Raw genomic sequence first — 21,908 nt, forward strand, 5'->3', positions numbered from 1 at the left:
CAGCCGCCCGCCGGTCAGGGGCGGCGTGCCCGCAGCAGGGAGAGCAGCGCCAGGGCGTAGGCCTCGGCCGGGTCGCGGCCGTTGAACCCGCTCGTCGCGCCGTCGACGCGGAGCGTGACCCGGTAGCCCTCGCCGGTGGGCGCGAGCCCCGCGAACGCGTCGCCGAGCAGCCCGCGCAGCTGGTGCTCGGCCGGCAGCCACAGCGCCTCGGACTGCTCGAGGGAGTCCAGGGCCCACTCGGTGGTGCCGTTGAAGCCGATGACCGGCCCGGTGGGGAACTGGTGCACCTCGATGGTCATGTCCGAGAGCACGAAGACGTCGGAGTCCATCTCCTTGTCGGGGACGACGAAGCTGTCGCCTCGGGCGGGGGTCCACGTCAGCCCGGCGTCGCGCAGGGCCCGGGCCAGGGGAACGGAGAGCACGCCCCATCCTGCGTCATCCCCGCACGACCGGGCCGCGAGTCCGGTGCCCGTCCGGTCACGGCGCCGCGGGCCGTCCCGTGATGATCGCCCGCAGCCGGTCGATCGGGATCTTGGGACGGCGGTGCCGGTCGAGCAGGCCGTTCCCCTCCTGCAGGGTGTCGGTGAGCTGGGTGTAGCAGGAGCCGGCGAGCACGGGGGAGGCCCGGACCGTGTCGTACCAGTCGGTCAGGAGGGCGGCGAACTCGTCGGCCGTGGACGCGGTGCAGTAGCCCCAGGAGTCCTCCGCCGACCCGGCGCCCCCGCCGGGGGTGTAGCGGGCTCCGCCGAACTCGCTCAGCACCACCGGCCGGCCGGGGTCGACGTCCCCGGCGGCGAGCACCCGGCGTCCCTGCTGGTTGAACCCGGCCAGCAACCGCGCCAGACCCTCCGGAGAGCCGAGCCGCTCGGCGAGCAGAGCCCCGCTGACGGAGTAGTCGTGCACCGTGAGCAGGTCGGAGTCGGTGTGCTCGAAGCCGTCGTTGCTGACCACGGGCCGGCTGGGGTCGACCGCCCGGGTCAGCGCGGCCAGCGCGATCGTGTAGGCCTGCTGGGCGGGGTCGGTGGCGACGTCGTGCACGCCCCAGCTCTCGTTCATCGGCACCCAGGTGACGATGCAGGGGTGGCTGACGTCGCGGTGCACGACGTCGAGCCACTCGGTGGTCAGCCGGCGCACCGCCTCGGGGGTGAACGCGTAGGCGTTGGCCGTCTCGCCCCACACGAGGACGCCGAGCCGGTCGCACCAGTACAGGAAGCGGGGGTCCTCGACCTTCTGGTGCACGCGCACGGCGTTGAAGCCGAGCTCCTTGATCAGCTCCACCTCGCGGCGCAGCGCCCCGGCGTCCGGCGCGGCCAGGTGGGACTCGGGCCAGTAGTTCTGGGCGAGCACCGCTCGCAGGTCGTAGGGGCGCGCGTTGAGCAGGAACGCCCCGGCGCCGACCCCCGACGAGCGCAGCCCCAGGTAGCTGGCCACCTCGTCGAGCACCGCACCTGCGTCGTCGAGCAGGCGGACCTGCGCGTCCACCAGGCGCGGGGTCTCCGGTGACCAGGTCAGGTGCTGGCGAGCCTCGCCGTTGACGAGGTGGGGGGTCGTGATCGTCATCGAACTGCGCCGGTCGGTGACCTGCACGGTGTGCTGGGCCAGGACGGCGTCCCCGAGCACCAGGCGCACGGCGACGGTGACCGGTGCCAGCGGCGTGTCCGTGAGGGTGAGGTCCAGGTGCACCCGCGCACCGGGGAGGTCGGGCGTCCACGCCAGGTGCTCGGCGGCCAGCGGCGGGACGACCTCGAGCCACACCGGCTGCCAGATCCCGCTGGTGCGGTGGTACCAGACGTCGTGCGGAGCATCCAGCCAGTCCTGCTTGCCCCGGGGCTGGGTGACGTCGCGCGGGTCGTCCTCCGCGCGCACCACCAGGACGTGCTCGGCGTCGGCATCTGCGTCGGCACCGCCGGCCGCCAGCAGCGCGGTGACGTCGAAGGAGAACGGCGTCTGGCCGCCCTCGTGCTCGCCGAGCAGCGTGCCGTCCAGCCACACCCGGGCGGCGTAGTCCACCGCGGCGAACCGCAGGACGACGCGGTGGCCGCGCTCGCGCACCGCGTCGGCACCGGCGACGTCGGCCAGCCGCAGCGACCGCCGGTACCAGGACACCGGGTGCGGGGCCGGGTCCCCGATGCCCGAGGCCGGCGACTCCGGTGGGTAGGGCACGGTGATCTCGCGGTCGAAGACCGTCCGGTCGCCGGCGTCGGTCGGCCGGTACCACCGCTCGGTCTCCCCGCGGCGGTCGTCGTCGTAGGTGAACTGCCAGGGGCCGCACAGGTCGGTCCAGGCGTCGCGGACCAGCTGGGGTCGGGGGTGGCTGCCGTCCTGGGCGGTGGCGGGAACGGGCACGGGGATCCTCCGGGGATCAGCGGTCGGCGGCACCGGAGGTGGCCGGTGCCCGGGTCCGGTCCTCGACGGCCCGCGCGCCGCGGAGGAGCAGGCACGTGCCGGCGAGGCCGGTGATCGAGGTGGCGAGCAGCACGACCGCCAGGGGCGTCGCGTCGCTGATGCCGACGAGCCCGGGCAGCGGGGATGCCAGCCCGGCCGCGGTGAAGGTGGCGAACCCGTGGAGCGAGGTGGCCGTGCCGGCGTGCCCGCCCTGGCTCCCAAGCGCGAGGGCCTCCGCGCACGGGAAGCAGCCGCCGCAGCCGGCGACGAAGACCCACAGGCAGACCAGGACCCCGGACGCGCCGGCCTCCTGGGCCGGCACCAGCGCGGCAGCGGCGGCCACGGTGAGGGCCGTGGCGCCGGTGAGCACCCGCTCGGTGGCGATCCTCCTGACGAGCACGGCGCTGACCTGCACGCCGACGACGAGGCCGAGGGAGTTGGCGAGGAACGCGAGGGCGAAGGCGCGGGCGCTCAGGCCGTGCACCTCCTGCAGCAGCAGCGGTGAGGCGGCGACGTAGGCGTAGACGCCGGCGTAGGTCGTGCTCGCCACCAGCGTGGCCCGGCGGAAGGCCCGGTCGGACCAGACCTCGCGCACCCGGCCGCGCAGGGGCACCGGGACGGTGCGGGCCGTGCGGGTCTCGGGCACGAGCAGCGCCGTGGCAGCGAGGACCAGGGCGGCCGCGGCGGCCAGGACGGCGAAGACGCCCCGCCAGCCGACGACGCGCAGCAGTTCCGCTCCCAGCACCGGCGCGACCAGCGGCGCCGTCGTGGTCACCAGCGCGACCCGGGCCAGCAGCAGCACCAGCGTGCGGCCCTCGGCCACGTCGCGCACGACCGCGAGCACGAGCACCGCGCTGCCGGCCGCTCCGATGCCCTGCATCACGCGGAGCGCGCAGAGGACCTCGACCGTGGGAGCCAGTGCGCAGGCGACCGTGGCCGACACGAACACCCCGGTGGAGAGCAGGAGCGGGATCCGTCGCCCGATCCGGTCGCTCCAGGTGCCGACGACCAGCTGCCCCAGCCCCAGGCCCAGCGTCGTGCCGGCCAGCGTCAGCTGCACGGCGCCGTTCCCGGCACCGAGCTCGCGCTGCAGGGCGGGGAAGGCCGGCAGGTACAGGTCGATCGACAGCGGGCCCAGCGCGGTCAGCAGCCCCAGCACCACCACGAGCGGGACCGGGAACCGGCCGCCCTGCGGTGCGACCTCGCCCATGACGACCTCCCTGACACCAGTCAGACCTTGACGGTGGTGTCGATCGACCCTGACAGTGACGCGTCACACCTGTCAAACCGGTACGGTGGTGTCACAGACAGGAGGTCGCCATGGACGACGAGCCGGCCGTCCCGCCCGCCGCGCGCCTGCTGCGCGACCTCGTCAACACCCGCGAGCCACAGGTCGGCGCGGAGTCCCTCGCCACGCCGGAGCAGCTGCGCGACTGGCTGGCGTCCCACCGGCTCGTGCCGCCGGACGCCCGGTTGGACGAGGCCGACCTCACCACGGCCACGACCCTCCGAGAGGGGCTGCGCGCCGTCCTGCTCGACCACGCCGGCCACGCGAGCGACCCAGCCGCGGTCGTGGCGCTCAACACCGCGCTCGCCCAGGTCCCCGTGCGGCTGGTGTTCACCGAGGGTGGCCACCGCTTCGTCGCCGCGCTCGACACACCCCTCGCCCACGCCGGCGCCGGGATCGTCGACGCCGTCCGCCAGTGCGCCGAGGACCGGACCTGGGTGCGGCTCAAGGTGTGCGCCCGCGACACCTGCCGGTGGGCCTTCTTCGACTCCTCGCGCAACCAGACCCGCCGGTGGTGCTCCATGGCCGGCTGCGGCAACCACGTCAAGATGCGGCGCGCCTACGCCACCCGGCGCGCCCGCCCCCCGCAGACGACGGCGACGCCGTCGGACGCGGTGCCCCCGGTCGAGGCCTGACCGGCGCGGGCCACCCGGTAGCGCGGGTCCCCCTTGTGGGGGACACCGGCAGCGACGGGAGGGGAGCGGGAGCGCGCGGGTGCCGACATGTCCCTGACCGCAACAGGAAGGGGCTCCCCGATGCCCGACGCAGGCGTGCTCCTGGCGCCCTCGCTGCAGGACCGGACCGACGTGGCACCGTCTCCCGTCGTGTCCCCCCTGGGAGCCCCGCAGACGCTCGGTGACCTCGCCCTGCCGGTGCGCACCGTGCCGGCCGGGACGCCCCTGTCCGTCGTCGCGGACCTCCTCCGGGCCGACGGCTCGCTGCGGTGGGTGGTGCTCACCGGCGCCGAGGGTCCGGTGCTGCTGACGCGCAGCTGGCTCGAGCGGCTCCCGGCCCCGCGGCGCGATCCCGGTCCCCTCCACCGCGGGCAGCGGCCGGCGACCGCGCCGGTCCCGCCCGGCACCGTCGTCCTGGCCGACGGGTGCACGCTGGGCGACGCCGCCGCCGTGCTGGCCCGCAGGCGCCGCACCGACGACCCGGTGCCCGAGGCGATCGTCGTGCGGACGGCGGGCGGGCGGTACGGCGTCGTCCCCGTGGCCACCGTGTTCGAGCACCTCGCCCGGCACTACGCCCACCGGGCCGCGCACGACCCGCTGACCGGCTTGCCGAACCGTTCGTTCCTCGAGGAGCAGTGGGGGACGCCCGGCGACGGGCCCCGCCCCGGTGCGCTCCTCTACATCGACCTGGACCGGTTCAAGGACGTCAACGACCACCTGGGGCACGCGGCCGGTGACCAGGTCCTCGTCGAGTTCGCCCGGCGCCTGCGGTGCCTCGCCCGGGAGGGCGACCTCGCGGTGCGCCTGGGCGGGGACGAGTTCGCCCTGCTCGTCGCGAACCGGCTGACCCCGACGCAGGCCGAGGGGCTCACCCAGCGCATCCTGCTCGCCGCCGCGGCCCCCGTGACGGTGTCCGCGGCCACCGGCGGCGAGGAGGTCGTGACGATCGGGGCGAGCGTCGGCGTCGCCGACGGGCCGGCCGACGACGAGCCGTTCGGGGCCGACGCGCTGGACACGCTGCTCACCCGGGCCGACCTCGCGATGTACCAGGCGAAGTCCCTCGGCCGCGGGCGGGCCGAGCGGTTCGTCCCTGACCTGCTGGCCGACCAGGAGACGGCCGACGAGGTCCGGGCGCGGCACTCGCTGGAGCGCCGGCTGCGCGCGGCGGTCGACGCCGGCGGTCTGACCCTGCAGTTCCAGCCGGTGGTGACGCTGCCCACCGGCCAGGTGACCGGCTTCGAGGCCCTGGCGCGGTGGCAGGACGGGGAGCTCGGCTGGATCCCCCCGGACCGCTTCATCCCGCTCGCCGAGCGCACCGGGCTGATCGTCGACCTCGGCCGCTGGGTGCTGCACACCGCCTGCGCGGCGGCCGCGGGCTGGCCGGCCGGGCCCTCGGGTGCGCTGCCGACCGTCGCGGTGAACGTCTCGCCGGTGCAGCTCGGGCGGCGCCGCTTCGTCGACGACGTGGTGTCGGCCCTGCAGGCCTCGGGCCTGGCGCCGTCGCGGCTGTGCCTGGAGATCACCGAGACGGCGGCGGTCACCGACCTCGACGCCACCGCCCGCCGGCTGGAGGAGCTGCGCGAGCTCGGCGTCCGCCTCGCACTGGACGACTTCGGCGCCGGCCACTCGTCGCTGACGCTGCTGCGCCGGCTGCCGGTGCACCAGGTGAAGATCGACCGCTCGTTCGTCGCGCGGGTCACCACCGACCCGGCCGACGCGATCCTCGTGCGGCTCGTCGTGGAGGCGGCCCACAGCCTCGGCCGGCGGGTGTGCGCCGAGGGGGTGGAGACCCTCGAGCAGGCCCAGCAGCTCGTCGCCATGGGCTGCGACGCCGCGCAGGGCTGGCTCTTCGGCCGCCCCGCGCCGGCACCCGTCCTGACCGGCGCCGGGCCGGGGGCCACCGCGGGGATCGCCGACCCCCCGCGCGCGTCCCTGCTGCTGCAGGGGGCCGACGAGATGGTGTTCGTCTCGACGCCGGAGCGGGTCATCACCTACGCCTCGGCCACCACCGGGCCGGTCCTCGGCTGGCTGCCGCAGGAGCTCCTGGGCCGATCGGTGCTCGCGCTGCTGCACCCGGAGGACGCCGAGCGCGTCCGCTCCGGCCTGCCGCTGGTGCGCAGCGGCACGCTCGACGGCGCCGTGCACCGGGCGCTGGACCGCGACGGCCGCGTGCGGTGGCTGCGCACGTCGGTGCAGCGGCTGACCGACGAGGACGGCGCGCTGCGGGAGCTGGTGACGACCTCGCGGGACGTCACGGCGGAGGTGACCGCGCAGCAGGCGCTGCGGGAGAGCGAGGCGATGTTCCGCCACGCCTTCGACGAGGCGCCCATCGGCATGGCGCTGACCGGCATGGACGGTCGCTTCATCCGCGTCAACAAGGCCTACGAGGCGCTGGTGGGGCGCACCGCGGAGGAGTTCGCCGGCCTGTCCGTGGCCGACGTGACCCACCCCGACGACCTGGCCCAGGACGTCGTCAACCTCGGCCAGGCGCGCGACGGCACGGTGTCGGTGCACGACGTGACCAAGCGCTACCTGCACGCCGACGGGACCGTGGTCCCCGCCCGCGTGCGGGCGACCGTCGCGCACGACCTGGCCGGGCGGCCCGCCTACGTCTTCGCCCACGTGGTCGAGACGCCCGCACCGCGGCCCACCTGCGCCGACGACCGTCGGGGGAGCCGCTGCCCGGCCGGGAGGGGGACCGCGGTCGACGGGGGAGGGGACCGGCGCCGCTCCGCGGGGTAGGGCGGGTCCGACCGGCCGCGGCCGCGGGCCGGCACGGCCACGAGGGGAGCACCGTGGACGACGCGACGACGCCGCGCGAGGTCGTGGTGGGGGTGGACGGGTCCGACGGGGCGCGCACCGCCCTGGCCTGGGCGCTCCGGGAGGCGGGTCTGCACGGGGTGCCGGTCCGGGCGGTCACCGTCTGGCCGCCGGACCTGCCGCCGCACCGCCACGACGGCGGCGTCGGCCGGCCCGACGTCGCCGACCTCGAGGCGGACGTGCGGTCCCGGATGGCCGCGGAGGCCGCCGACGTCGCCGCCTCGACGGGGACCGACGCCGTCCCGGTGCACCCGGAGGTGCGGTTCGGGCACCCCGTGCAGCAGCTGGTCGACGCCGCCGGCGAGGACGGGCTGCTCGTCGCCGGCTCCCGCGGGCGGGGGCCGCTGCGCGGGGCGCTGCTCGGCTCGGTGAGCCAGCAGTGCGCCCAGTACGCCCGGGGACCGGTGGCCGTCGTCCGGGACGACGAGTCCACGCACGGTGCCGTGCTGTGGCAGGGCACCGGCAGCCGGGTGCTGGTCGGGGTCGACGGCTCGGCGGAGTCGGTGGCGGCGGTGCGCTTCGCCGCGGCCGAGGCGCGGCTGCGCGGCGCCGAGCTGCACGTCGTGCACGCCTGGACCGACACCGTGTCCGGCTACGGCGGCCCGCCGTGGGCGGTGCCCGGCACCACGCTGCGGGAGCAGGCCGACGTCGTCCTCCGCACGACGGTGCACGAGGCGTGGCAGGGGCGGACCCCGGACCTGCAGCTGCGGGCGGAGACCGTCGAGGGCGTCGACTGGGACGTGCTCACCGAGCTGGCCGACTCCGCCGACCTGCTCGTGGTGGGGTCGCGCGGCCGGACCGGCTGGTCGAGCCTGCTGCTCGGCTCGGTGGGCCTGCGCTGCCTCACCTACTCGCCGTGTCCGGTGGCGGTGGTCCGGTCGCCGCGAGCCGGGGGGTGACCGCCCGCGACGGTGGTCAGATGGCGGATGCCGTCCGCCGGAGGTCGGGGGATGGTCGGCGGGTGTGCCGGCCACGGCAGCGCCGGCCGAGGGAGGGCAGGTGTCCGACGAGCTGCAGGTGACCGAGGTCCCCGGGGACGTCGCGGCCGTCGTCGGCCGGCTGACCGCCGGGCTGCGCGCCCGCGGGGTCGAGGTGTTCGCGACCATCGACCACGCAGCCGGTGCGCGCGCCGCGGGACTGGAGCTGGCCGACGAGGTGCTCCTCGTCTTCGGCAACCCGGCGGTCGGGACGGCACTCATGCAGGCCGATCCGCGCTGCGGGTTCGACCTGCCGCTGCGGGTGCTGGTGTGGTCCCAGGACGGCACGACCCGAGTGGCCTCCCAGGACCCCGCCGTCCTCGCCGACCGCTACGACGTCGGTGCCGAGCAGGCGACGCTGACGAAGCTGCGCGGGCTGCTCGGGCTGCTCGGGCAGCTCGTCGCCGAGGCGGGGGGAGCGCGGTGAGGCGGGGCCTCGCCGCCGCCGGCGCCGCGCTGGTGCTGCTCGTCGGCTGCGACGCCGGGAAGGACGCGGCCACCGAGACCGAGGCCCCGGCCACCGCGGGGGTGAACGCGCAGGCGGGCTCGGTCCAGGTGGTCGACGCCTTCCTCGACACCTCGGGCACGGTGCCCGCCGGCGGCGACGTCGACCTGCGCGCGGCGCTGGTCAACGACGGTGACGAGGAGGACCGGCTGGTCACCGTCAGCACCGCGGCGGCCGCGTCGGTCGAGCTCCTCGGCGAGGACGGCGCCCCGGCGGCCGGCGGCATCCCCGTCCCCGCCGGTGGCACGGTGGACGCGACGAGCGGCCCGGTGCGGCTGCGGCTGACGGGGCTGACCGAGGACCTGCCGGTCGGGCAGAGCGTGCCGGTGACCTTCGAGTTCGCCGTCGCCGGTGACGTCGCGGCCCAGGTCCCGGTCGGCACCTCGTGAGCCCCCCGCCGGAGGCCGGGATGGCGGAGGACCGGCGCCTGGCCGGCGCACCGGAGACGCGGGCGCGCATCGAGCGGGCCGCCGTGGAGCTGTTCCGCCGGCACGGCTACGAGGCGGTGACCGTGGGGGAGGTGTGCCGGGCCGCCGACGTCAGCCCGGCCACCTTCTACCGGCACTTCCGGTCGAAGGAGGACGTGGTCGTCGGCTACCGGGAGCCGTTCTCGGCCGCGCTCACCCGCGCCGTCGCCTCCGTGGAGGCCGACGTCCCGGGCCGGGACCGGTTGCCGGCCGTCCTCCTCGCCTTCGCCGACTTCCTGGAGTCCCAGCAGGAGCTGCTGGACCTGCAGGGCGAGCTGGTCGACGGGCACCCCGCCCTGCTGCGCCGCACGCTGGCGGTGCAGCAGCAGCTGGAGGCCCAGCTCGCGGCCGCGCTGGCCGCGCGGGGCGGCACCGCCGGACCCGCCGACGCCGACCTCGCGGCCGCGGTCGGGCTGGCGGTGCTGCGCGCCGCGGTCTGCCACCGGCGTTCGGGCGGGAGCCCGTCGATGCCCGCGGCGATGCGGCGGGCGCTGGCCGAGGCCCGGCGGATGCTCGGCTGAGCGCAGCACCGTCCCACCGTGCCGGCGACCGGGCCCGCGGACCGGCAGGATGACCGGCCGATGAGTCCGGGCTCCGGCGGGCGTCCTCCTGTCGGCGCCGGCGACCGGGCCGGCCGGGTGGAGGGGACGAGGATGGACGTGGACGGGCGCGGCGGGGCACGGGACGACCTGCAGGCCTGGGTGGGACCGACGTACGACGGACTGGCCGCACTGCTGGCGTCCGGTCCCGAGGGGGTCTGGGACGCGCCGTCGCTGTGTGCGGGGTGGCAGGTCCGGCACGTGGTGGCGCACGTGACGATGCCGGTGCGGCTGACGCCCGAGCGGTTCGGCGCCGAGATGGCGGCGGCCGGCGGCGACTTCGGCGTCCTGTCCGACACCGTGGCGGCGCGCGACGCCGCGCTGCCGACCGCCGACCTGCTGGCCGCGCTGCGCTCACCGCAGCTGCACGCGTGGCAGCCGCCGGGCGGCGGTGCGGTGGGGGCCCTCAGCCACGCCGTCATCCACTCGCTGGACGTGACGGTCGCGCTCGGCCGGCCGCCGGTCGCGCCGGCGGAGGCCGTGGTCGCCGTCCTCGAGCACCTCGCCGCCGCCGGCGGCGCGGTGTTCGGCACCGACCTGACCGGGGTCCGCCTCGAGGCCACCGACACGGCGTGGAGCCGGGGCGACGGGGTGCCCGTCCGCGCGGACACCGGCTCGCTGGTCGCGCTGCTGGCCGGCCGCACGCTCCCGGACGGCCGCGCCCTCGGTCGCTGAGGCCGCCTGCCGGCGGGTGGCGGCGGTCGGTGCGCGACGGATCCGCAGTCGGATGGCCGATGTGCCGCCGCCGTCCACCCGCCACGGTGACGGGACGCACCCACCGTCCCGGGAGGTCCGGCCGTGTCGTCCGATCCCGCCCCCGCACCCAGGTCCGCCGGCGACGCCTTCGCCGGCAGGCTCACGCGCACCGAGGTCCAGCGCGGACCCCTGTCGGTCCCCGGCCGCGTGGTCGTGCAGGTCCTCACCGAGATCCCGGTCGGCGTGGAGTCCGGGTGGCACACCCACCCGGGGGAGGAGGTCGGGTACATCGCCGCGGGGACGGTGGAGGTGCAGGTCCAGGGGCAGCCGCCACGGACGCTGCACGCGGGGGAGGGGTTCCTCATCCCGCCCGGCACCCCGCACAACGCCCGCGACCTCGGCCCGGGGACGGGGCAGATGCTGTCCACCTACCTCGTCGACCCGGCGCAGCCCCTGGTCACCCTGGTGACCGGGTGACCGCACGGGCGCCCGCCGGGTGGTGACCGCAGGACCTCGGCACCCGTGAGGCTGGTCGGCTCCGCGCGGGGAGAGGCCCTCGTCGCGGTGGCGCTCGGGGTCGCCGTCGCGGTCACGGTGGGCTGGGCCCGGTCCCCGGCTCTGGGGCTGATGCTGGGCTGGGACACGGTGGCGGGGCTCTACACCGGCTGGCTGGTGTTCGGGCTGCTGCGCATGGACGCCGCGGCGACCGCGCGGCGGGCGACCACCACCGACCTGAACCGGGTGACGACGGACGTCATCCTGCTGGTGGCCGCCATCGCCAGCCTCGTCGTCGTGGCCGTCGTCCTGGCCCGCGCCGACCAGGGGAGCGGACCGGAGGAACTGCTGCGGGTGGTCCTGGGCGTGGTGTCGGTCGTGCTCTCCTGGGCGCTGGTGCACACCCTCTACACGCTCCGGTACGCCGCGCTGTACTACGCCGAGCCGGTGGGAGGGATCGACTTCACCGGCGCCGAGGCGCCCACCTACCGCGACTTCGCCTACCTGGCGTTCACCGTCGGCATGACCTTCCAGGTGTCGGACACGACGCTGCAGTCGACGGTGCTGCGCGGCACCGCGCTGCGCCACGCGCTGCTGTCCTACCTGTTCGGCACCGGGATCCTCGCCACCACGATCAACCTCGTGGCGAGCCTGCGCGCTGGCTGACCGGCGCCGGGCGCCGCCCGGCCTCAGGCGGTGACCGACGCCGTCGCCGCGGCCGCCTCCAGCACCAGCCGGGTCGCCTCGTCGTGGTGGGACATCCCGACGACGTGGGAGGCGCCGGGGACCTCCACGGCGCGCCGCGCCCCGGCCCGCTCGGCCATGCGGCGGTGGGCGCCCACGGGGATGTTGCGGTCGAGCTCCCCGAAGAGGAACCAGCTCGGCAGGTCGCGCCACAGCGGCCGGTCCCCGGACGCCTCGCCCAGCGCGGCCTCGGTGATCGGCCGCTGGGTGACCGACATCAGCAGCGCCTCCTCGTGGGGCAGGTCGGCGCAGAACTGCTGGTGGTAGCGGTCCGGGGCGATGTAGGTGTCGGCGCCGCCGCCCGCCAGGGGCACCCGCACCTGCGTCTCGCCCAGCGTGCTGCCGGGGACGAGGGCGGAGGCGTCCGCGCAGCTCTCGCCGGGTGCCAGCGCGAACGCGGCGACGAACACCAGCCCGACGACGTCGCCGGCGTCGGGCGCCACGTTGGTGACGACCGCGCCGCCGTAGGAGTGCCCCACGAGCAGCACGGGTCCCTCGACGGTCCGCAGGAGGTCGCTGAGGGCGGCGGCGTCGGCGGCGACGCTCCGCAGCGGGTTGGCCCAGGCGACGACGCGGTGCCCCTCGGCGGCCAGGGGCCGGATGACGCTGTTCCAGCTCGAGGACTCGGCGTAGGCGCCGTGGACGAGGACGACGGTCTGCTTGCTGGTCACGGGTCTCCCTCGTCGTGCCGGAGCCGGGGCCGGGGTCGGCCGGGCGCTCCCCGAACCTCCCCGATCTGCCGGCCGGCGTCATCGGACAGATGACTGCCGTGACCCCCGACCGCCGTCACCCAGCTGTCGCCGGTCCCCGGTCGTGCGACTCCCGGGTCGCGCCCCCCGAGGGCGCCCTGGGGACGTGGGCGCGGCGGGCGGGCGGGTAGCGGAAGCCCCGGGCGGCCAGGTACCGCCACCGGTGCTGGCGCCAGCGGTACAGCACGTGCGCCCAGGCCCAGGCGAGCGAGGTCAGCAGGCCTGCGTCGACGTCGATCCGGTCGGTGTACCGCGCCCGCGTCGGCGAGCTGCCCGGTGCGATCGTGATCAGGTGGTCCCAGCGGCGCAGCAGGTCACCGGACCCGTTGTCCCTGAGGAGCACCCGGTCCGGGGTGGTGGGCGGGAAGGAGATCGAGATCGTCTGGCGGCCCAGCGGTACCAGCCCGAACAACCGCATCCGGACCAGGTGGTCCCCGGCCTGCCAAGTGGGTGGCAGGACCGGCGGGTCGACCGGGAGGAACTCGACCAGCGGCCAGGACACGTACAGGAGCAGGCGGGACGTCCCCACCTCCTCGCGGGCCCGTTCGACCGAGCACGGCAGCTCCGTGGTGACCGTCACCAGCACGGCGTCCTCCTGACTCCTCCTGCCGGGCGCGCAGGTCGCGGGCCGGCCCCGGTCGGGCCGAGGTCCTGCCGGACCATGGCCTCCTCCTCGGTGATCCTGCGGACGACGGCGGGCACCCGTCCGATCCCGCCCAGCAGGGTGGCGCGGACGGCGGCCACGGCCGGGTCCGTCACGGCCATGTTCCGGAAGATCCTCGCGTTGGCGCCCTGCACCTGACGCGACGCCGCGCGCTGCACGCGCTCGTAGTCGTCGAGCGGCCCGGCCGCGGGAGCCCCGTCCGCCACCACCGCGGCCAGCCGGTGCGCCAGCCGCCAGGCGCCGACGACCCCGATCATCATGCCCGCCCCGGCCGACGGGCCCATCGCGTGCGCGGCGTCCCCGCACAGCAGCCAGCGCCCGCGGCGGTAGGTGCTCGCCTGCCCCTGGGCGAGACGGAAGGCGCTGGCCCACAGGAAGCGCTCGACCCGCGCCGTGGGCAGCCGCGACGTCAGCAGGGCGACCGCCGCGGCCTCCGACGTCGCCTCCGCCCGGTCCTCCCCGTCGCCGAGCCGGTAGACGAACCGCCAGCGGCGCGGCCCGAAGCGGAAGAAGCCGTACGGGCGCGCGGCGTCCAGCACGATCCGCGAGACGCCGGCGGGCAGGTCGCAGTCCATCACGACGTCGGCCACGGCCGAGTCCGTGCCGTGGTCACGCCAGCGGGTCCCGATGCCGAGGTGGTCGCGGACGGTACTGCGGGCGCCGTCGCACGCCACCCCGGAGGACGCCGTCTGCCGGTAGCCCCCGTCCGGACCGTGCACGGTGACGGTCACCGCGTCCGGGGTCTGGTCCACGGCCGTCACCCGGTGACCTCGTCGGACCTCCACCAGACCGGTGGCCAGCGCGGCTGCCTCCAGGAGGGCCTCGGAGTGGTGCTGGGGGAGCTGCAGCGTGTACGGGTGCGGGACCGGCAGCTCGTCGAACCGCAGGGTCAGCAGCAGCCGCTCCGGCGTACGGAACTCGTGGGCGGTCCGCCGCACGCCGTGCCCGGCGAACGCCCCCAGCAGTCCCAGCCGGTCGAGCAGCTCCAGGCCCTTCGGCATCCAGGTGATCGCCCGGGACTCGTCGACCGGCGTGGGCTCCGGCCGGGCCTCCAGGACGAGGGACGGCACGCGCTGCCGGGCGAGGGCGAGGGCGAGGGTCAGTCCGACCGGCCCGCCTCCGACGACCACCACCCCGGCGTTCACGGCCGCCTCGCCCTGGGTCGTCCTGCGCTGGTCGGGTACACGACACGACCTCCTCGGTCCGGGTCCGGCCGGCCGCTCGCACCGGGGTGCGGCGCTCGGTGGCAGGAGTCTCCGCGCGCCGGGGGGAGGCGGGCCACACACGGTGCGCCAACAACGGGCACACACCGCGCTCCCGGACCGGCCTCCGGAGCGCGCCCGGCTGCTAGCGTCTCCGGCGCCGCGTCGCGGCCACGTGACGACCCAGTGCGAGCAGCCAGCATGAGCGCCGACAGCGGGCACACGCCGTCCTTCGGAGCACACCTGCGGCGACTGCGCGAGGCCGCCGGGCTCAGCCAGGAGGAGCTCGCGGAGCTGGCGGGGGTGACGCGCAACGCGATCAGCGCGCTGGAGCGGGGCGAGCGGCGCCGGCCCCATCCCCACACCGTGCGGTCGCTGGCCGACGCCCTCCACCTGTCCGGCCCGGAGCGAGCCGCGCTCCTCGCGGCGGTCCCGCGCGAGGCCGCCGGACCCGGTGCGGCGTCGGTCGTGGTCCCGGACACCGCCCTGCCGGTCCCCCTGACGCCGCTGGTCGGCCGCGAGCAGGAACTGGCCGAGGTGGCCGCGCTGCTGGACCGCCCGGAGGTCCGCGTGCTCACGCTCACCGGTCCGGGCGGGGTCGGCAAGACGCGCCTGGCCGTGGAGACCGCGGGTGGCGCCGCCGACGCCTTCCCCGACGGGAGGGTGTTCATCCCCCTGGCGCCGCTGTCCGACGCCGCGCTCGTGCTGCCGACCGTGGCGGGATCGCTCGGTCTGCGCGAGACGGAGGGGCGGCGCCTGGTCGACTCCGTGGTCGCCCACCTACAGGACCGGCGCGTCCTGCTCGTCCTCGACAACCTCGAGCACCTGGTGGCCGCCGCGCCGGAACTGTCCGGGCTGGCCGGGCAGTGCCCGTACGTGACCCTGCTGGTCACCAGCCGGGCGCGGCTGCGGGTCCGCGGTGAGCACGAGTACCCGGTGTCGCCCCTGCCGGTGCCGGCACCGACGCCGTCGCCGTCACCGGACGACGTCCTGGCGGCCTCCTCCGGCCGGCTGTTCGTCGAGCGGGCCCGCACGACCTCCCCCTCCTTCACCCTCACCGAGGGCAACGCCGCGAGCGTGGCGGCGATCTGCCGGCGGCTGGCGGGCCTGCCCCTGGCCGTGGAGCTGGCCGCGGCCCGCGTGCGGTTCCTCGACCCCGCGACGCTGCTGGCCCGCCTCGACCGTGCGGTGTCGCTGTCGTGGGAGCGGGATCTGCCGGACCGGCAGAAGACCGTGCGCGCCACCCTCGACTGGAGCCACGACCTGCTCAGCGACGAGGCCAGGGCGCTGTTCCGCCGGCTGGCGGTCTTCTCGGGTGGGCTGACGCTGGAGGCCGCCGAGGCGGTCGGGTCCGGGGACCCGGTGGACGTGCCCGCTGTGCTGGAGCTGCTCGGGGACCTGGTGGAGCAGTCCCTGGTGGTGGCCCGAACCGACGACGGCGCGGTCAGGTACACCCTGCTCGAGCCGATCCGGGAGTACGCGCTGGAGCGCCTGAGGGAGAGCGGGGACGCCGACGACGCCCGCCACCGCCACACGGCGTTCTTCCTCGCGCTGGCCGAGCGTGCCGAGCCCGAGTTGCGGGGACCGGGCCAGACGACGTGGCTGGGCCGGCTCGACCAGGAGACCGACAACCTGCGCGCGGCGATCTCGTCGGCGCTGTCGGCCGGTGACCACGAGAGTGTGGTGCGCTTGGGCTGGGCGCTGTGGGTCTTCTGGTGGCTGCGGGGCCGTCAGGACGAGGGCCGGACCGCCGTGGAACAGGTGCTCGGCAGCGACCCGGCCCCGCGGACGGCGGCCGTCGGATCCGGTGTGGTCGGAGCGCTGGCGTACGCGCAGGGCGACTACCCGGCCGCCGAGCGGCACCTGGCCCGCAGCCTCGCGCTGGCCGCCGAGGTGGACGATCCGGTCCTGGCCGCGCACGCGGTGCACGGCCTGGGCCTGCTGGCGCTCAACGTCGGCGACCTCGACACCGCACGGTCCCACCTGCAGGAGGCGTTGCGGCTGCACCTCGAGACCGGCGTCAACGAGCAGTCGGTGTCGACGGCCCGGACGCAGCTGGGGACGGTCCTGCTGCTGCAGGGCGACCTCGACGGGGCGGCGTCGACGGTGGAGGAGGGACTGCGGGTCGCCCGCCGGTCCGGGGACCGGGCCGGTGCGTGCGTCGCGCTGTTCAACCTGGCGCAGGTCGCCCTCGCCCAGAGCCGCCACGACGACGCCGCCCTCCTGCTCGCGGAGGGCGTGGTGCTGTCGGAGCGGATGCACGACCGGGCCAACCTCGCGCACTTCGTCGAGGGGCTGGGCGCGGTGGCCGCCACCCGCGGTGACGCGCGGCGCGCCGCGTGCCTGCTCGGAGCGGCCGAGGGACTCCTCGCGGCGGTCGGCTCCCCGGTCTACAACTACTACCGGCCCGACCGCGGGCTCTACGACCGCGCCACGGCCCGGGCCCGCGAACGCCTCGGTGTGCCCGCCTTCGAGCGGGCCCGCGAGCAGGGGCGGGCGATGACCTTAGAGCAGGCGGTCGAGTACGCGCTCGACGGACACGGCGGGCTGCGGCCGTCCGACGGCTGAGCGCGCTCGTCGGGGCCGCTGCCGGTCAACGACGGGACGTCGGCCCTCGGCCCCGATGACGAGCACCTCGTGCGGGACCACGGAGCGCTGCACTTCGCCCCGCTGACCCCGCTCGTCGCCCCGGCGGTGCGGTCGGAGCCGCGGTCGACGCGCGCGGCGCTCCTCGCCCGGCTCGGGTGCACGGTGCCGCACCCGGTGGTCCGCACGACGACTCCCCGGCCCTGCGGCGCCCGCGTCGCCGGGCCGGTCCGTCGGCGGTCGACGATTCCGTGCCCGCCCGTGCGGCGTGTGCCCGCTGTGTGCACGGAGTTGTCGTCGCGTGCGTGGTCCCGGGGCCAGGGCGGCGCGCACGCTCGTCGCCGACGGTCCGCACGGGAGCGGGAGCTCCAGGGAGGAGGACGGTGTGATGGCGGAGGTGGCCATCCGCACGGAGGGACTGGTCAAGACCTACGGCCGCACCGGCCGCGGGCTCGCCGGCCTCGACCTCGAGGTCCTCGCCGGTGAGGTGTACGGCTTCCTCGGGCCCAACGGGGCCGGCAAGAGCACCACGATCCGGCTGCTGCTCGACCTGATCCGCCCGACGTCCGGGCGCGTCGAGGTGCTGGGCGCCGACCCGCGCACGCACGGCGTCGAGGTGCGCCGCCGGATCGGGTACCTCGCCGGCGAGTTCGTCGTCGACGGCCGGCAGACCGGCCGCGAGCTGCTCACCTACCTCGGCAACCTGCGCGGCGGGGTGCCGGCCGGGCGCACGGCGGAGCTGGCCGACCGGCTGGGTCTCGACCTCGACCGCGGGATCAGGACCCTGTCGAAGGGCAACCGGCAGAAGGTGGGCATCGTCCAGGCCTTCGTGCACGACCCCGAGATCCTGGTGCTGGACGAGCCGACCAGCGGCCTGGACCCGTTCCTCCAGCAGGAGTTCGTCGCCATGGTCCGCGAGGCCACGGCGAGGGGCGCGACGGTGTTCATGTCCTCGCACGTCATGAGCGAGGTGCAGCAGACCGCCGACCGGGTCGGCATCGTCCGCGAGGGGCGCCTGGTGACCGTCGAGCGGGTCGAGGAGCTGCGCGAGCGCGCCGTCCGGCGGGTCGAGATCGTCTTCGCCGCACCGGTCGACCCGGCCGACTTCGCCGCGGTACCCGGCCTCAGCGACGTGACCGTGCAGGGCACCGTCCTGCGGGGCCGGCTCGACGGACGGGCCGACGACCTCGTCAAGACCGCAGCCCGGCACACCGTCGTGGGACTGCGGTCCGAGGAGCCCGACCTCGAGGAGCTGTTCTTCACCTACTACGACACCCGGAGGGAGCCGGACCGTGTTGCTGCATAGCGTGTTCGGGAAGGCTGTCTGGGACGCCCGGCGTTCCCTGGCGGGCTGGACCGTGGCGATCGCCGTCGTCGGTGTGGTGTACGCCGCCTTCTGGCCGACCATCAGCACCCCGGAGGTGCAGGAGGCCGTGGCCGCCTACCCCCGGGCGCTGCTCGAGGCGTTCAACGTCGACGAGCTCACCAGCCCCGAGGGCTACCTGGGCAGCTCGGTCTACGGGATGCTGCTGCCGCTGCTCGTCGCGGTCGCCATGACCGCGTGGGGCACGCGCATCGTCGGCACCGACGAGGAGGCCGGCACCCTCGACCTGGTGCTGGCCCACCCGGTGAGCCGCCGGCAGCTGGCGCTGCAGCGGATCGCCGCGGTCCTGGTCGGCGCCGTCGTCGTCGCCGTCGGGCTGTGGCTGGCGATGCTCGCCCTGTCCGGCGCGGTGGACCTCTCCGGCATCAGCGCAGCAGAACTCGCCGCCATGGACCTGCACCTCGCGCTGTTCGGTGGCTTCTGTGCCGCCCTCGCGTTCGCGGTCGGGGCCGCCACCGGCAGGAGGACGGTCACGCTCAGCGTGAGCGCGGGCGTGGTCGTGCTCGCCTACCTCGCCAACAGCGTCCTCCCGCAGGTGGACGCGTTGAGCTGGACCCGGGACCTGTCGCCGTTCCACTGGTACCTCGGCGGCGACCCGCTGGCCCACGGGGTCCAGCCCGGCGGGGCGCTGGCGCTGCTGGCGGCCACAGCCGTCCTGGTCGGCGTGGGCGCCGCCGTCTTCACCCGGCGTGACATCGGGACCTGAGCGGATCCGGCACGGCCTGTGCCCCGGCCCGGTCGCCGGGCGGGGGACGGGTCGTCCGCGGACGGGAGGTGCACCGTGACCACCTCGGAGATGCCCGCCGGGATCGGGACCGAGCCGGCTGTTGGCGGCCCCCTGCGCCGGTTCGCCCGCCGTCGGCCGGTCACGTCGTTCCTGGTCGGAGCGCTCGGCACCGGCTGGACGGCGCTCGGGACGGCACTGGTGGCCGGTCTCCCGGTCGAGCCGTTCCTGCTGGCCGCCACCGTCGTCGGCCTCCTGGGGCCCGCGGTGGCGGTCACCTGGCTGGCCGACGGCCGCCCCGGCGTGCGCCGCCTGTTCGCGGGCGTGCTGCGCTGGCGGATCGGCTGGACGTGGGCGCTGCTGGTGCTGCTCGGCATCCCGGGAACCACCCTGGGCCTGGCCGCCGTGACCGGCACCCTCGTGTGGCCCGGGGCGGGCTGGGGGCGCTTCGCCGCAGACCTCGCCGTCTCGACGCTGCTGTGGGGGACGCTCCTGCTCAACCTGTGGGAGGAGACCGCCTGGGCCGGCTTCGTGCAGCGCCGGCTGGTGGACCGTCACGGGCTGTGGGCCGGCTCGGCGCTGACCGCGCTGCCCTTCGCGGCGCTGCACCTGCCGCTGCTGTTCGACGGGCGTCCCGGTGTCGGCGAGGTCGTGCTGGGGGCAGGCGGCTTGCTGGTGGTGGCCCTGGTGTTCCGCCTGCTGGCCGGCTGCGTCCTGCTGTCCACCGGCGGCAGCATCCTGGCCGTCGGTGTCCTGCACGCCGCCTTCAACACCGCGGGCGACCTGGACGCCGTCGAGGGCGGCTGGCAGCGCGACGTCGCGCTGCTGCTGTGCACCGCCGCCGTCCTGGCCGTCCGGCGCCTGCGCTCCCGTGACGGGGCCGCGAGCGTCCGGCCGGCCCGGGAGGGGACCGACCGTGACCGGTGAGCCGTGTCCGTGCCGGGGGGCGCCGAGCGCGCACGAGCGACTGGAGCGGTTCCGTGTGACGCACCCCGTGCGCCGCCTCCGGATCGGCGCGACCTCCTGGGAGTACCTGACCGGCGGATCCGGCTCACCGGCCCTCCTCCACCTGCCCGGCGGTACCGGCCGGTCGGAGGCGTCCTTCGAGCACCTGGCCGCCATGGAGGCCGACCACCGGGTGCTGTCGGTGACCCGTCTCCCGGCGACCGACCTCGACGAGTCGGCCGGAGGGCTGCTCGCGATCCTGGACGCCGAGGACGTCGACACCGCCGTGGCCTGGGGCACCTCGTCCGGCGGACTGGTCGCCCAGGCTCTGGTCCGCCGTGCCCCGCACCGGTTCGGCGCGATGGTCCTGGCCGACACGGCCGCGCTCCCGCGGTCCGCCCCCGCCGACCTGGCCGGGTGGCCCGGCCGGGTGCTGCTCCTGCAGGCCACCGGCGACGAGCGGTGCGGGACGGCGCTCGAGCCGGTGCGACGGCTGTACCCGGGCGCCACCGTGCGGACCTTCTCCGGTGGCCAGACTGCCTCCGTCGCCCGAGCCGACCGGTACGCCGCCGCCGTCCGGGCCTTCCTGGGCCGGCTCCCGCACCCCGGTCCAGCAGGGACGTGACCCGGTGTCGGCCCGGGGACGGGGTGGGTCGGCCCGTGACCGGCCGGCGGGGCGGCCGCGGCGCGTCGACGTCGTCCTCGTCACCGCCCGCGAGCTGCGCCTGCTGCTGGGCCTGCTCCTGGTCCTGTTCGTCACCGCTGAGACCTGGCGCCACGTCGGTCGTCTCCCGCTGCCGCGGCTGGTCGTGCTGCTGACCGTCACCTGCGGCGGCGCCCTGGTCGTCGCGACCGTCGGGGTCCGGCGCACGCTGTCTGCGCCGCTCGACCGGCGCACCGGCAGGCGGGTCACCGCCCGGGTCGCCTCCGAGGTGCTCGGCTTCGGCGCCGCACTGTTCGGGGGTTTCCTCGCCCTCGGCCTGGTCACGCTCGACCTGCACGTGGTGACCGAGTGGACCGGTGCGCCCGCCGACGCCGTGATCGCCCTGGGCGGCGAGGGGACCGCGGTGGTCCTCACACGCGCTCTGGCCCAGGTCGCGGCGTGGCTGGCCGCGTTGGGCGCCCTGGCCTTCGCCGTCGAGGTCGTCGTCGACCCGGCGACCCGGGCCACGCTGCTGCGCGACCTGCTCGACGCGGGGGACCACCGGGGCCCTCACCGGCGCGCCGCGCGCGCCAGCGGCACGACGCCGGCCAGGGCGGCCACCCCGCCGCCGACGAGCAGCGCCACGCCGACCGGGAAGGCGCCGTCGAGCACGAGCTGGACGTCGACGCGGGCGTCCACCCCGGGTGACCCGTCGGCGTTCACCACGACGAGCCGGTGGTCGCCGTCGGCGAGGTGCCAGGTCAGGACCCCCGAGGACGCGGTGTCGGCCGAAGCCGCCCAGAACGGCTGGCCACCGGGTGGTGCGGCGGCGGGTGCGCCGGGCTGAGGGTCCACGGCCTGCGTCGAGGTCCCCAGCCCGCTGACCTCGTCGTGGGCCACGCCGGCCAGGTACCCCTCGACGTCACCGGCCGGGCCGATCCCGACGAACACCGGCGTGGACGGGTCCCCGCCGGTCACCGACAGCCGCAGGTCGAGCCCGCCGGTGACGGCGGCGACCCGGCTGACGTCGTCGACCCGCGAGGCCTCGCTGACGAGGGCGGCGGAGGAGGTGGACAGCCGGAACGGGCCGGTGTCGACGGTGCCGTCGGTCCCGAAGGCGGCGAGGACGCCGGCTCCCGCCGTCCCGGCGAGCCCGCCGAGGACGACGAGGACCAGACCCAGGACGGCGAGCAGCGGCCGCCGGGCGCGGGGCGGCGCGGTCGTGGGGTGCGGGGCGGTCAGGGTGTCCACGGGAGCTCCTCGGGGTCGGGTCGTGGCCCGCCCGCCGACCGGGGGACCGCGGCGCCGACGCTAGGAACGGGGGAGGAGCCGGTGGAGCCGGTGGGCCACCCGGTCGGCGG

Annotated in this window: 21 protein-coding genes; 14 read left to right on the top strand and 7 right to left on the bottom strand. The window is 76.4% G+C overall.

Features of this window, described 5'->3' with window-relative positions; all coding sequences use genetic code 11:
- Positions 1-14: 14 nt before the first annotated feature.
- Genes ACI780_RS07425 through ACI780_RS07435 form a run of 3 tightly spaced genes read right to left on the bottom strand, consistent with a single transcriptional unit; the run spans position 15 to position 3,595 of the window.
- On the bottom strand, positions 15-422 hold the full coding sequence (locus ACI780_RS07425) for a hypothetical protein (RefSeq protein WP_456870900.1): 408 nt from the start codon (positions 420-422) through the stop codon (positions 15-17).
- A gap of 55 nt (positions 423-477) precedes the next feature.
- Positions 478-2,346, bottom strand: a complete 1,869-nt coding sequence (locus ACI780_RS07430) for a glycoside hydrolase family 2 protein (RefSeq protein ID WP_457001907.1) — start codon at positions 2,344-2,346, stop codon at positions 478-480.
- A gap of 16 nt (positions 2,347-2,362) precedes the next feature.
- The gene (locus tag ACI780_RS07435; protein WP_457001909.1) at positions 2,363-3,595 is read right to left on the bottom strand and encodes a Bcr/CflA family efflux MFS transporter; all 1,233 of its coding nucleotides are present in this window, start codon (positions 3,593-3,595) and stop codon (positions 2,363-2,365) included.
- 110 nt (positions 3,596-3,705) lie between these two features.
- Here ACI780_RS07435 and ACI780_RS07440 point away from each other — a divergent pair, with 110 nt between their 5' ends.
- The 9 genes from ACI780_RS07440 (at position 3,706) to ACI780_RS07480 (ending at position 11,572) form a co-directional block, all read left to right on the top strand.
- Positions 3,706-4,308, top strand: coding sequence for a CGNR zinc finger domain-containing protein (locus ACI780_RS07440; protein ID WP_457001911.1), 603 nt, complete (start codon positions 3,706-3,708; stop codon positions 4,306-4,308).
- Positions 4,309-4,497: 189 nt separating this feature from the next.
- Complete coding sequence (locus ACI780_RS07445) at positions 4,498-7,089, top strand: EAL domain-containing protein (RefSeq protein WP_457001913.1); 2,592 nt, start codon at positions 4,498-4,500, stop codon at positions 7,087-7,089.
- A 53-nt stretch (positions 7,090-7,142) separates the two neighbouring features.
- Positions 7,143-8,066 (top strand): universal stress protein, encoded by a 924-nt coding sequence (locus ACI780_RS07450; RefSeq protein ID WP_457001915.1) that lies wholly within the window; start codon positions 7,143-7,145, stop codon positions 8,064-8,066.
- 100 nt (positions 8,067-8,166) lie between these two features.
- A complete protein-coding gene (locus ACI780_RS07455; RefSeq protein ID WP_457001917.1) occupies positions 8,167-8,571 on the top strand; it encodes a DUF302 domain-containing protein in 405 nt (134 codons plus the stop codon).
- On the top strand, positions 8,568-9,038 hold the full coding sequence (locus ACI780_RS07460) for a copper chaperone PCu(A)C (RefSeq protein WP_457001919.1): 471 nt from the start codon (positions 8,568-8,570) through the stop codon (positions 9,036-9,038). The genes ACI780_RS07455 and ACI780_RS07460 overlap by 4 nt, the downstream gene beginning before the upstream one ends.
- A 20-nt stretch (positions 9,039-9,058) precedes the next feature.
- Positions 9,059-9,637 (top strand): TetR/AcrR family transcriptional regulator, encoded by a 579-nt coding sequence (locus ACI780_RS07465; protein ID WP_457001920.1) that lies wholly within the window; start codon positions 9,059-9,061, stop codon positions 9,635-9,637.
- Between the two features lie 132 nt (positions 9,638-9,769).
- Positions 9,770-10,390 carry a maleylpyruvate isomerase family mycothiol-dependent enzyme gene (locus tag ACI780_RS07470; RefSeq protein WP_456870906.1) on the top strand — a complete coding sequence of 207 codons (621 nt, stop codon included), beginning with the start codon at positions 9,770-9,772 and terminating at the stop codon, positions 10,388-10,390.
- A gap of 123 nt (positions 10,391-10,513) precedes the next feature.
- Positions 10,514-10,888, top strand: coding sequence for a cupin domain-containing protein (locus ACI780_RS07475; protein WP_456870907.1), 375 nt, complete (start codon positions 10,514-10,516; stop codon positions 10,886-10,888).
- A 45-nt stretch (positions 10,889-10,933) separates the two neighbouring features.
- Entirely contained in the window at positions 10,934-11,572 is a 639-nt protein-coding gene (locus ACI780_RS07480) for a DUF1345 domain-containing protein (protein ID WP_456870908.1), read from the top strand.
- A gap of 23 nt (positions 11,573-11,595) precedes the next feature.
- On the opposite strand, the gene ACI780_RS07485 is transcribed toward ACI780_RS07480, so the two are convergent.
- From ACI780_RS07485 to ACI780_RS07495, 3 genes are all read right to left on the bottom strand, one after another.
- Positions 11,596-12,321 (bottom strand): alpha/beta fold hydrolase, encoded by a 726-nt coding sequence (locus ACI780_RS07485; protein WP_456870909.1) that lies wholly within the window; start codon positions 12,319-12,321, stop codon positions 11,596-11,598.
- A gap of 115 nt (positions 12,322-12,436) precedes the next feature.
- Positions 12,437-12,985 carry a hypothetical protein gene (locus tag ACI780_RS07490; protein ID WP_456870910.1) on the bottom strand — a complete coding sequence of 183 codons (549 nt, stop codon included), beginning with the start codon at positions 12,983-12,985 and terminating at the stop codon, positions 12,437-12,439.
- The gene (locus tag ACI780_RS07495; RefSeq protein WP_457001923.1) at positions 12,976-14,208 is read right to left on the bottom strand and encodes an FAD-dependent monooxygenase; all 1,233 of its coding nucleotides are present in this window, start codon (positions 14,206-14,208) and stop codon (positions 12,976-12,978) included. The genes ACI780_RS07490 and ACI780_RS07495 overlap by 10 nt, the downstream gene beginning before the upstream one ends.
- Positions 14,209-14,466: 258 nt before the next feature.
- Here ACI780_RS07495 and ACI780_RS07500 point away from each other — a divergent pair, with 258 nt between their 5' ends.
- The 5 genes from ACI780_RS07500 (at position 14,467) to ACI780_RS07520 (ending at position 20,529) form a co-directional block, all read left to right on the top strand.
- On the top strand, positions 14,467-16,833 hold the full coding sequence (locus tag ACI780_RS07500; RefSeq protein WP_456870912.1) for an ATP-binding protein: 2,367 nt from the start codon (positions 14,467-14,469) through the stop codon (positions 16,831-16,833).
- 406 nt (positions 16,834-17,239) lie between these two features.
- A complete protein-coding gene (locus ACI780_RS07505; RefSeq protein WP_456870913.1) occupies positions 17,240-18,157 on the top strand; it encodes an ABC transporter ATP-binding protein in 918 nt (305 codons plus the stop codon).
- Between the two features lies 1 nt (position 18,158).
- Complete coding sequence (locus ACI780_RS07510; RefSeq protein WP_457001926.1) at positions 18,159-18,941, top strand: ABC transporter permease subunit; 783 nt, start codon at positions 18,159-18,161, stop codon at positions 18,939-18,941.
- A gap of 75 nt (positions 18,942-19,016) precedes the next feature.
- Entirely contained in the window at positions 19,017-19,886 is an 870-nt protein-coding gene (locus ACI780_RS07515; protein WP_456870915.1) for a CPBP family intramembrane glutamic endopeptidase, read from the top strand.
- 55 nt (positions 19,887-19,941) lie between these two features.
- Positions 19,942-20,529, top strand: a complete 588-nt coding sequence (locus tag ACI780_RS07520; protein WP_457001929.1) for an alpha/beta fold hydrolase — start codon at positions 19,942-19,944, stop codon at positions 20,527-20,529.
- 588 nt (positions 20,530-21,117) lie between these two features.
- On the opposite strand, the gene ACI780_RS07525 is transcribed toward ACI780_RS07520, so the two are convergent.
- Entirely contained in the window at positions 21,118-21,798 is a 681-nt protein-coding gene (locus ACI780_RS07525; RefSeq protein ID WP_456870917.1) for a hypothetical protein, read from the bottom strand.
- Between the last annotated feature and the right edge of the window lie 110 nt (positions 21,799-21,908).

It is taken from the genome of Geodermatophilus sp. SYSU D00814 (assembly GCF_054050055.1).

Excerpts from the sequence above, each read along its gene's own strand:
- ACI780_RS07435 (WP_457001909.1), bottom strand. The coding sequence starts at position 3,595 with ATGGGCGAGGTCGCACCGCAGGGCGGCCGGTTCCCGGTCCCGCTCGTG.
- ACI780_RS07440 (WP_457001911.1), top strand. The coding sequence starts at position 3,706 with ATGGACGACGAGCCGGCCGTCCCGCCCGCCGCGCGCCTGCTGCGCGAC.
- ACI780_RS07465 (WP_457001920.1), top strand. The coding sequence starts at position 9,059 with ATGGCGGAGGACCGGCGCCTGGCCGGCGCACCGGAGACGCGGGCGCGC.
- ACI780_RS07470 (WP_456870906.1), top strand. The coding sequence starts at position 9,770 with ATGGACGTGGACGGGCGCGGCGGGGCACGGGACGACCTGCAGGCCTGG.
- ACI780_RS07500 (WP_456870912.1), top strand. The coding sequence starts at position 14,467 with ATGAGCGCCGACAGCGGGCACACGCCGTCCTTCGGAGCACACCTGCGG.
- ACI780_RS07505 (WP_456870913.1), top strand. The coding sequence starts at position 17,240 with ATGGCGGAGGTGGCCATCCGCACGGAGGGACTGGTCAAGACCTACGGC.